We start from the raw sequence: 11,081 nt of genomic DNA on the forward strand, positions 1-11,081 counted from the left end.
CGGCCGCACCGAGTCCGAGATCATCTTCGAGACGCTCGCGTTCAACGACGTCGTCACCACCGACGACCACCTGCCCGCCCTCTTCGACGCGCTGGCCGCGGCGTTCGCGGCCCGCCGCGCGGACGTCCGCGCCCACGGCCGCGTCCTCGCGGGCGCCCGCGAGGCCGTCGAGGCGCTCGCCCACGTGCCCGGCGTCGTCCAGTCGGTGCTGACCGGCTCCCTCCAGCCGAACGCCGTCCTGAAGGTGACCGAGCTCGGCCTCGCCGGCCGCCTCGACCTGGACGCCGGCGGCTACGAGAACGGCGTCTACAGCAAGGCCGCCCTGCTGGAGCTCGCCCGCACCCGCGCGGGCGAGCGCAACGGCACCCGCTACCCCGAGTCGGCCACCGTCTACATCGCCGACTCGCCCCGCGACGTCCAGGCCGCCCACATCGCCGGCTCCCCGATCATCGCCGTCGCCACCGGCAGCGCCACCGAGGCCGAACTCCGCGCCGCCGGCGCCGAGACCGTCCTCGCCACCCTCGCCGACACCAAGGCCGTCGTCACCGCCGTAGCCGACCTCACCCGCCTCTGACCGCTTCGCCGCCCCGTGCGGCCGAGCGTGGCCGACCGCTGCATGTGCGCATCCGAGCATTCGTGCCCCCTCCGAGCTGTGGCCTTCAGTGTCGGCGGACCGCTCGGCGCACGGCGGTAGAACGTCGTTCTGTGGAAAACCGGGGGTGTGGTGCCCGGGGGTGCGTGAGGCGCGATCTATGTGGGGGCGCGGGGTTGCCCCTCGCCTGGTCGTGACCTGGGATGGGACGGGGGCCGGCGCGTAGCGGCGGGCCGATCGGGGAAGTTGCGCCGTGTGCGGGCGGGGCCGATATTGGGATGGCCGCGCGCTTCGGCACGGCATGGAGGGAGCGAGATGGTCGGTGAGGTTTCCGAAGGTTCGGCGCTGTGGGAGCCGTCGGAGGAGGTCGTTGCGAACGCGCGGGTGACCCACTTCGTCCACTGGCTGTGGGACCGGGGCGTCCTCACTGAGTCCTACGAGGACCTCTGGCGCTGGTCGGTGACGGAGGTCGACGCGTTCTGGGACGCCGTCTGGTCGTACTTCGAGGTCGTCGGGGAGCGCGGTGACGGTCCCGTCCGGACGGGCGGGCCCATGCCGGTGGACGGCCTGAAGTGGTTCCCCGGCGCGACCCTCAACTACGCGGCGAACGCGCTGCGCCGGGCGGAGGAGACCCCCGGCAAGACCGCGGTCGTCTTCCGGTCGGAGGCGGGCGGGCACCGGGTGCTGACGTACCGGGAGCTGGCGCTGCACGTGGCGGAGGTCCGCGCGGGCCTTGCCGACCTTGGCGTGGGCAAGGGCGACCGGGTCGCCGCCTACGTCCCGAACATCCCCGAGGCGCTGATCTGCTTCCTGGCCACGGCGTCGCTGGGCGCGATCTGGTCGTCGTGCTCGCCCGACTTCGGGTCGTCGTCGGTCGTCGACCGGTTCGCGCAGATCGAGCCGAAGGTCCTGATCGCCGTGGACGGCTACGCCTACAACGGCAAGCGGTTCGACCGCATGGAGGTCGTCGGGGAGATCGAGGCCGCGCTGCCGAGCCTCGCCGCGACCGTCCTCATCCCCTACCTCGACCCCGCCGTGACGCCCGACGGGCTGCGGGTGGGCATGCACTACCGCGACCTGCCCCGCCCCGACCACGACACGCTGGAGTTCGAGGACGTCCCCTTCGACCACCCGCTGTGGGTCGTGTACTCGTCCGGGACGACCGGGCTGCCCAAGCCGATCGTGCACGGCCACGGCGGCGTCGTCCTCGAACACCTCAAGTCGCTGTCGTTCCACCAGGACATCGGCCCCGAGGACGTGTTCTTCTGGTTCACCACCACCGGCTGGATGATGTGGAACTACCTCATCGGCGGCCTGCTGGTGGGCTCCACCATCGTCATGTACGACGGCGCCCCCCTCGACCTGTGGTCGCTGGCCGCCGACAGCGGGATCACCTACATGGGCGTCGGCGCTCCCTACATCACGGCCACGGCGAAGGAGGGCCGCCGCCCCGGCGAGGAGTTCGACCTGTCCGGCCTGCGCGGCATCGGGTCCACCGGGTCGCCGCTGCCGCCCGAGGGGTTCGCCTGGGTGTACGAGGCGGTCGGCGAGAACCTGCTGCTCGGCTCGTTCTCGGGCGGCACCGACATCTGCACCGGCTTCGTCGGCCCGTCACCGCTGCTGCCGCTGCGCGCCGGCGTCATCCAGTGCCGCGGCCTCGGCGCCAAGATCGAGGCGTGGGGCGAGGACGGCAGGCCGGTCGTGGACGAGGTCGGCGAACTCGTCCTCACCGAGCCGATGCCGTCCATGCCCGTCTTCTTCTGGAACGACGAGGGCGGCGACCGCTACCGCGGCTCGTACTTCGACATGTACCCGGGCGTGTGGCGGCACGGCGACTGGATCAAGGTCCTGCCGGACGGCGGCTGCGTCATCTACGGCCGCTCCGACTCCACCCTGAACCGCGGCGGCGTCCGGATGGGCACGTCCGACTTCTACCGCGTCGTCGAGGCGTTCGACGAGATCACCGACAGCCTCGTCATCGACACCGGACGCCTCGGCCAGGAGGGCCGGCTGCTCCTCTACGTCCAGCTCGCGGAGGGCGCGTCCCTCACGGACGGCCTCGTGGCGGACCTCAAGCGCCGGATCCGGTCGGCGCTGTCGCCGCGGCACGTCCCGGACGAGATCACCGCCGTCCCCGGCATCCCCCGGACGCTGTCGGGCAAGAAGCTGGAGGTCCCCGTCCGCAAGATCCTCCAGGGCACCCCGGTCGACAAGGCCGCCAACCGCGACTCCATGGCCAACCCCGAGGTCCTCGCCCACTTCACCCCGTAGACCCCGTGGCCCGCGCCGCGTAGGCGAGGATGTCGCGGCGCCGGTAGAGGCGGCGGACGCGGCCGCCGCCCAGCGGCTCGACCCTGGCCGGCTCGGGCCAGCCCGCGGGCGGCCGCCCGGCGTAGACGGTGACGCTCGACTGGGCCAGCCCGAGGATGCGGGCCGCGCCGGCGAGCGTCACCAGGTCGTCCGGCCCCTCCTGCGCCGGACGCTCCCCGAGGGCGCGGTACCAGGCCGTCCAGGCGGCCTCGTCCCAGTACATGGCCTTGCCGGCGCGGTGGGCGGCGTCGGGATGGCCGTTGGACGCGCGGTCCGCCCACAGCTGCTTGAGGCGGTGGCGGCTGATGCCGTGCCGCGCGGCCAGCTCGTCGCGGGTCACCAGGCCGGGCGGGACGTCGCGGGAGCGGCGCGCGGCGTACCAGCGGTCCCACTCCACGGCGTCCCAGGCGAGCTGGGAGCCGACCGTCCCCACCGGTTCCGGATGGCCGTTGGACGCGCGTTCGCGGTACCACTTCTCCAGCGTGCTGCGCCCGAGACCGTGCTCGTCCATCAGTTCGGCGCGCGTCCGGACGCGGCGGCCGTCGAGGGTGGTCATGCGTTCAGTCTCGCTTGTGTGACCCGTTCTTGTGTGACGCGTGCTTGTGTGACGCTGGGCGCGGGCGTATCGCTGTGGGATGTGACGGCATTAGGGTTGTGCTCCGGCCCAAAAGCGTCCGAACGGAAGCGGTGGGGCAGATCGCGCCGTATGGTCGCAGAATCCGGTGAACTCCCCTCGGGTCTCGCGCGTCTCACAGTCAGAGGGGTGATCCGGGCCGGGAGCACGTCACGGCCCGTCGATCAAGAGAGGGACGGTTGCACGCATGGAGGTTGGGGCGCTGCGGTCCGGGGACCCGGACCGGCTGGGTTCGTACGCCCTGATCGGCCGGGTGGGCGAGGGCGGCCAGGGGACGGTGTTCCTCGGCGCCGCCGAGGACGGCCGGCAGGTCGCGGTCAAACTGCTGCACGCCGAGCTGACGTCCGACGACAAGGCGCTCGCCCGGTTCCTGCGCGAGCTGGAGGTTGCAAAGCGCGTTGCCCCGTTCTGTACGGCGCAGGTGATCGACGCCGACGCGACCGGCGACCGGCCCTACATCGTCAGCGAGTACGTGCCGGGCCCGTCGCTGAACCAGCAGGTGCTGGCGGACGGCCCGCTCGACGGCGCGGCACTGGACCGGCTCGCGGTCGGCACCGCGACGGCCCTCGCCGCGATCCACCAGGCGAAGATCGTCCACCGCGACTTCAAGCCGCACAACGTGCTGCTCGGGCCGGACGGCCCGCGCGTCATCGACTTCGGCGTCGCCCGCGCGCTCGGCGGCGGCACCACGATGACCAGCCGGGTGATCGGCACCCCGTCCTACATGGCGCCCGAGCAGATCAGCGGCGACGAGGTCGGGACGCCCGCGGACGTGTTCTGCTGGGCCGCGACCCTCGCGTTCGCGGCGACCGGCGAACCGCCGTTCGGGCAGGACACCATCCCCGCCGTCATCAACCGGATCCTGCACGAGGAACCCGGCCTCGGCGACCTGGACGGCCCGCTCCGCGACCTGGTCGCCGACTGCCTGGAGAAGGAGCCCGCGCGGCGCCCCGGCGCGCGGCAGGTGCTGATGCGGCTGCTCGGGCACGAGGAGGTCGCGGCGCGTCCCGCGGCCCGCCCGTCCGGCGACACCGACGAGACCGCGATGCTCGCCGCCGGGTCCGTCCGCGCGGCGGAGAACGACGAGGACGACGTGTTCGGCCCCGTCCCGGTCTTCGCCGACGCCTTCGACGACGCGCCCGCCCTGGCGGACGCCCCGTTCGGGGAATCGGCCATGGAGCACGAGGCCGAGCCGCTGCCCACGCCCGCCGAATGGGCCGCGGGCAACACCCTGCCCCGCGACCTCGCCGCGCGGAAGAGCGGCGGAGGATGGCGCCACGCGCTCGCCGGTTCCGGCCGCTCCGCCGTACTGGCGGGCGCCGCGGCGCTGCTCGTCGCGATCGTGGTCGTCTCGTCCGTCCTGATGCTGAGCTCCGGAGACAAGGGCAAGGCGGGCCAGAAGGTCAGCGACCCGAGCGCACCGCCCGCGCCGACCGACGTCTACCCGACCACGGCCCCGGCGACGTCCCGCAAGCCCGTGAACGAGGCCCCGCCCACGTCCTACGACCCGGCGCCGACCGGCGAGGGCACCCCGACCGGCAGCCCGAGCGGCAGCGGCAGCCCGTCACCGTCCGAGACGCCGACGTCGAACTCGCCGTCGCCGACCGGCACGGCGACCGACCCCACCGACCCGACTGACCCCACCGACCCGACCGACCCCGAGGACCCGCCGACCGATCCGGACGACCCGGGTACCGGCGGCGGCGCGCAGGGCACCGGCTGACCCCGCGACACTGGCCCGAGTGGCATAGGCCACGTTCGCCCATGTGGCGGACCAGGTCGGCTTTGGGACGATTCCTGGTTACGCTCGTGCAGTGAGCGGCGCCACAACGAGGTGGCGATGGGTCTCTAGGGGAGTTGTTGATGGGCGGCATGCTCGATCAAGCGAAGGACGACCTGCTCCGGCGGGCCGCTGAGACGTGCGCGCAGCGCCCAGGGGGGCGCGGCGGGGACGTGGAGGAGGCCTTCGCCTACCTCCGCCTCTACTACCGCCAGGTCGCCCATGAGGACCTGATGGCCCGCGACCCGGCGGACATCTGCGGCCCCGCGATGGCGCACCGGGCGCTCGGCGAGGAGCGGCCGCAGGGCCGCGCGAAGGTGCGCGTCTTCACGCCGACGCTGGAGGAGTACGGCTGGGACCCGGGCCACACGATCGTCCAGGTCGTGACCGACGACATGCCGTTCCTGGTCGACTCGGTCACGATGGAGCTGACCCGGCACCAGCTGGCCACGCACCTGATCGTCCACCCGCTGCTGGGCGTGGACCGCGACGTCGCGGGCCACCTGAAGGCGTTCCGCGGCAAGCTCGACAGCGACGAGGACGTCGACGAGTCGTGGATGCACATCGAGGTGGACCGCACCAGCGACCGGTCCGTCCTGGACGCCCTTGAGAAGGACCTCGTCCGCGTCCTGCAGGACGTCCGGGTCGCCGTCGAGGACGAGCCGAAGATGCGCGCCCGCGCCCACGAGATCGCGACCGCCGTCCAGGAGACGAACCCGCCGCTTCCGGCCAAGGAGCTCGCCGAAGGCGTCGAGCTGCTCGACTGGCTGGCCGACGGGCACTTCACCTTCCTCGGCTACCGCGACTACACGCTCACCGCGGACGGGGCGGCGCTGCGTCCCGAACCGGGCACCGGCCTCGGCATCCTGCGCAGCGACAAGCGCGAGTCCGACAGCTTCGCCGCGCTGCCGCCGGAGGTCCGGGAGAAGGCGACCGAGAAGAGCCTGCTGGTCATCACCAAGGCGAACTCGCGCTCCACCGTCCACCGCCCCCTGTACCTCGACTACATCGGGGTGAAGAAGTTCGCCGGCAACGGCGAGGTCATCGGCGAGCGCCGGTTCCTCGGCCTGTTCACCCACGTCGCCTACAGCGAGTCGATCGCGCACGTCCCCGTCCTGAAGCCGAAGCTGGACGAGGTGCTGGAGCGCGCCGGGTTCACCGCCGACAGCTACGACGGCCAGGACCTCATCGAGATCCTGGAGAGCTACCCGCGCGACGAGCTGTTCCAGATCTCGATCGACGACCTGCTGAAGATCTCCCTCGGCGTGCTGCGGCTGCGCGAGCGCCGCCAGCTGAAGCTGTTCCTGCGCAAGGACCTGTACGGGCGCTTCATGTCCTGCATGGTCTACCTGCCGCGCGACCGCTACACCACCAAGGTCCGGCTGCGCATCCAGCACCTGCTGCAGACCGCGTTCGAGGCCGTCAGCGTCGACTACAGCGCGAACGTGACCGAGTCGATCCTGGCCCGGCTGCACGTCGTCGTCCGCGCCGAGCGCGGCCGTCCGCTGCCCGACCTCGACGTCGCCGAGCTGGAGGAGCGGCTCGCGAACGCCGCCCGCTCCTGGGAGGACGACCTCGGCGACGCGATCGTCGAGCAGTGCGGCGAGGAGCGGTCGGGGACGCTCGGCCGCGCGTTCGGGGAGGCGTTCCCCGAGGGCTACAAGGCCGACTTCCCGGCCCGCACCGCGGTCGCCGACCTGCGCCGCCTCGACGACCTCGGCGAGGACGCCGACACCTCCATCAACCTGTACGAGCCCTACAGCGCCGAGCCCGGCGAGCGGCGCCTGAAGATCTACCGGCTGGGCGAGCCGATCTCGCTGTCCCGGGTGCTGCCGCTGCTGCAGAACATGGGCGTCGAGGTGATCGACGAGCGGCCGTACGAGATCAACACCTCCGACGGCCGCCGGTTCTGGGTCTACGACCTCGGGCTGCGGTACGTGCCGCCCGCGAACGTCGCCGAAGAGGCCATCAAGGACCTCTTCCAGGACGCGTTCACCGCGCTGTGGAGCGGCCGGATCGAGAACGACGGCTTCAACGCGCTCGTCCTGCACGTCGGGCTGAACTGGTGGCAGGCGATGATCCTGCGCGCCTACGCCCTGTACCTGCGGCAGGCCGGCACGACGTTCTCCAAGCGGTACATCGAGCAGGTGCTGCTGCGCAACGCCTCCATCACCCGGCTGATCGTCCGGCTGTGGGAGAGCCGCCTCGACCCGACCCTGCAGGGCGGCGAGGAGGAGCGCAGCGCCGGCATCACCGAGGAGCTCAAGGGCAAGCTGGACGAGGTCGCGAGCCTCGACGAGGACCGCATCCTGCGCGCCTACCTGGCGCTCGTCCAGGCGACCCTCCGCACGAACCACTACCAGGGCAAGCCGTACCTGGCGATGAAGTTCGACCCGGAGGGCATCCCCGACCTGCCGCTGCCCCGGCCGACGTACGAGATCTTCGTGTACTCGCCGGAGGTCGAGGGCGTCCACCTGCGGTTCGGGACGGTCGCGCGCGGCGGGCTGCGCTGGTCCGACCGCCGCGAGGACTTCCGCACCGAGATCCTCGGGCTGGCCAAGGCGCAGGCGGTGAAGAACACCGTCATCGTCCCGGCGGGCGCGAAGGGCGGCTTCGTCGGCAAGCAGCTGCCCGACCCGTCCGCGGACCGGGAGGTGTGGCAGAAGGCCGGCATCGGCTGCTACAAGCACTTCATCTCCGGCCTGCTCGACCTCACCGACAATCTTGTGGACGGCAAGGTCGTCCCGCCGCCGAAGGTCGTCCGCCACGACGGCGACGACACCTACATGGTCGTCGCCGCCGACAAGGGCACCGCGACGTTCTCCGACATCGCCAACGGCGTCGCCGCCGAGTACGGGTACTGGCTCGGCGACGCGTTCGCGTCCGGCGGGTCCGTCGGCTACGACCACAAGGGCATGGGCATCACGGCCCGCGGCGGCTGGGAATCGGTCAAGTACCACTTCCGGGCCCTCGGCAAGGACGTCCAGAACGAGGACTTCACCGCCGTCGGCATCGGCGACATGTCCGGTGACGTGTTCGGCAACGGGATGCTGCTGTCGGAGCACACCCGCCTCGTCGCCGCGTTCGACCACCGGCACATCTTCATCGACCCGGACCCGGACGCGGCCGCCTCGTTCGCCGAGCGCCGCCGCCTGTTCGAGCTGCCGCGCAGCAGCTGGGCCGACTACGACACCTCGCTGATCGCCAAGGGCGGCGGCGTGTTCCCCCGCACCCTGAAGTCGATCCAGGTCACCCCGCAGATCCGGGCCGCGCTCGGGATCGCGGACGGGGTGAAGACGCTCACCCCCTTCGAGCTGATGCGGGCCATCCTCAGGGCACCGGTCGACCTGCTGTGGAACGGCGGAATCGGCACCTACGTCAAGTCGTCCATCGAGAACAACGGCGACGTCGGCGACAAGGCCAACGACCCGGTCCGGGTGGACGGCTCCGAGCTGCGCTGCAAGGTCGTCGGCGAGGGCGGCAACCTCGGCGTGACCCAGCTCGGCCGCATCGAGTTCGCCCGCGGCGGCGGCCTGATCAACACCGACTTCATCGACAACTCCGCCGGCGTCGACACCTCCGACCACGAGGTCAACATCAAGATCCTGCTCGACCAGGTCGTGCGGGACGGCGAGCTGACCGGCAAGCAGCGCGAGGGCCTGCTCTACGAGATGACCGACGAGGTCGGGCAGCTCGTCCTGCGCGACAACTACGCGCAGAACGTGGTGCTCGCCGCGTCCCGCGCGCAGGCGCCCGCGATGCTGCACATCCACGCCCGGTACATGCGCAAGCTGGAGCGCGACGGCCGGCTGAAGCGGCGCCTGGAGGCCCTGCCGGACGACAAGGCGCTCGCCGAGCGCCGCCAGTCCGGCCTCGGGCTGACCAGCCCCGAGTTCTCCGTCCTGCTCGCCTACGCCAAGCTCACGCTGGACGCCGAGCTCGTCGCCTCCGACCTGGCCGACGACCCCTACCTGGAGTCGTGGCTGGTCGACTACTTCCCGACCCCCCTGCGCGAGCGGTTCCGCCCCTACATGGACCGGCACGCGCTGCGCCGCGAGATCATCACGACCGCCGTGGTGAACGACCTGGTCAACGCGAGCGGCTCCACGTTCGTCTTCCGGATGAACGAGGAGACGGGCGCGTCGCCGTCCGACATCGCCCGCGCCTACCTCGTCGCCCGCGACGTGTTCCGGATGCCGGTCTTCTGGGACGCGGTGGAGGGCCTGTCCCACCAGGTCGAGGAGTCCACGCAGGTCGCGATGCTGCTGGAGGCGCGCAAGCTCACCGAGCGCGGCGCCCGCTGGCTGCTGCACAACCGGCGCCCCCCGTTCGACATCCAGGAGACCGTCGACTTCTTCTGCGGCGGCGCGGCCACCCTCGGCGCGCACCTGTCGAAGCTCCTGGTCGGCTTGGACCTCGCCGCCTTCGAGCAGCGCCGCGACGGCTTCGCCGAACTCGGCGTGCCGGACGGGCTCGCCGAGCAGTGCGCCACGTTCGTCACCGCCTACTCCACGTTCGACCTGGTCGGCATCGCGCACGACACGGGCCGTCCGGTGGACGAGGTCGCCGAGGTCTACTTCGACCTCGCCGACCGCCTCCAGCTCTCCCGGCTCCGCGAACGCATCATCGCGCTGCCGCGCGACGACAAGTGGCGCTCCATGGCCCGCTCCGCGCTCCGCGACGACCTGTACGCCGCCCACGCGGCCCTCACCCGGGACGTCCTCGTCACCAGCGGGCCGGGCGGGCACCCCGAGGAGCGCATGATCCACTGGGCGGAGAAGAACAAGCCCGCCGTCGGGCGCGCCCAGCAGACCCTCAGCGAGATCTGGGAGAGCGACAGCTTCGACCTGGCCACCCTCTCCGTGGCCCTGGGCGCCATCCGCACCCTGGTCACCGCCAGCTCGCTGCCCAGCACCGACGCCTGACCGCACGAACGATGCCGCCCGTCCCGCACCCGGCGGGGCGGGCGGCACGCGTTTCACCGAGCGGAGGCCAGCGAGACCGACTCCCCGAGAACACGCCCCTTGCCGGACGGCGGCGCATACCCGATCACAAGCCATTGCCAGGTCACAAACACGCTCTTACCGGGCTTGCCATCGTTCTTGGCAAGGTAGTCACGCACCTCACCCGGCAGAGTGGAACCACCATCGAGCGTCTGCTCCTGCGTCAGCCCATACCAGACAAGCGAACCACCATCCTCGGTGCGCAGCGCATAGGACGCCCCAGGCCCCGGAGTGAAACCCCCAGCCGCACCCGACTTCGTTCGCGCATTAGCCGAATAGGCATCAGGTACAAGCCCACTCGCATCGCCATCAACAAGGTACTTGGCATGCACCGCAGGAAGCCTCCGGTCAGCCGCCGCAATCGCATATCCCTGCCGGTCATAAGCGAGCTGCGGAGGCTTCCCTTGGAACGTCAACCAGTGCCCGGCACGCCAATCACTCTTTGCATCAGTCTGGACGAAAACCCCAAGAACCTGCTGATCTCTGCCACCTGACCGCTCCACCGCAGCAACCCCGAACCAGCGGGGATAATCACGCTCCCGAGGCACATAAAAAACGGGGTTTCCCAACGAAATCTCCGCCGACTTCGGCAACTTCCCGTAAGTACGAACCCGAGCACTGACCGGAGCCGCCAACGCCCCCACGACCGTCTCGCGCCATAACCGCTCGTCCCCAGAGGTAATGGCCCGATTATGCCGATCGACCCACCCCTTAAGGACTCTGAGCGACCCATCATCCGCGACAGCCGGCCCCCCAGAAGCC

The 11,081-nt window shown here is 71.2% G+C and carries 6 protein-coding genes; 4 read left to right on the forward strand and 2 right to left on the reverse strand.

Going from position 1 to position 11,081, the window contains the following annotated elements; genetic code table 11:
* Both E1293_RS38445 and E1293_RS38450 read left to right on the forward strand, forming a co-directional pair.
* A partial coding sequence (locus E1293_RS38445) for a haloacid dehalogenase-like hydrolase (protein WP_132203624.1) occupies positions 1 to 574 on the forward strand: 574 nt, incomplete at its 5' end.
* A gap of 333 nt (positions 575 to 907) precedes the next feature.
* A complete protein-coding gene (locus E1293_RS38450) occupies positions 908 to 2,863 on the forward strand; it encodes an acetoacetate--CoA ligase (RefSeq protein WP_132203626.1) in 1,956 nt (651 codons plus the stop codon).
* Here the strand turns inward: E1293_RS38450 and E1293_RS38455 are convergent.
* Positions 2,853 to 3,458: a hypothetical protein gene (locus E1293_RS38455; protein WP_132203628.1), complete on the reverse strand. Its 606-nt coding sequence runs from the start codon at positions 3,456 to 3,458 to the stop codon at positions 2,853 to 2,855. The genes E1293_RS38450 and E1293_RS38455 overlap by 11 nt on opposite strands.
* Before the next feature lie 265 nt (positions 3,459 to 3,723).
* On the opposite strand from E1293_RS38455, the gene E1293_RS38460 reads away from it, so the two are divergent.
* Positions 3,724 to 5,259, forward strand: coding sequence for a serine/threonine-protein kinase (locus tag E1293_RS38460; RefSeq protein ID WP_132203630.1), 1,536 nt, complete (start codon positions 3,724 to 3,726; stop codon positions 5,257 to 5,259).
* Positions 5,260 to 5,399: 140 nt separating this feature from the next.
* Positions 5,400 to 10,241, forward strand: a complete 4,842-nt coding sequence (locus E1293_RS38465) for an NAD-glutamate dehydrogenase (protein WP_132203632.1) — start codon at positions 5,400 to 5,402, stop codon at positions 10,239 to 10,241.
* A 53-nt stretch (positions 10,242 to 10,294) separates the two neighbouring features.
* Here the strand turns inward: E1293_RS38465 and E1293_RS38470 are convergent.
* Positions 10,295 to 11,081, reverse strand: a 787-nt coding sequence (locus E1293_RS38470) for a DUF8094 domain-containing protein (RefSeq protein WP_481726108.1), incomplete at its 5' end; no start/stop codon positions are given.

Origin of the sequence: Actinomadura darangshiensis (assembly GCF_004349235.1) — a bacterium.
GTDB classification, from domain to species: domain Bacteria; phylum Actinomycetota; class Actinomycetes; order Streptosporangiales; family Streptosporangiaceae; genus Spirillospora; species Spirillospora darangshiensis.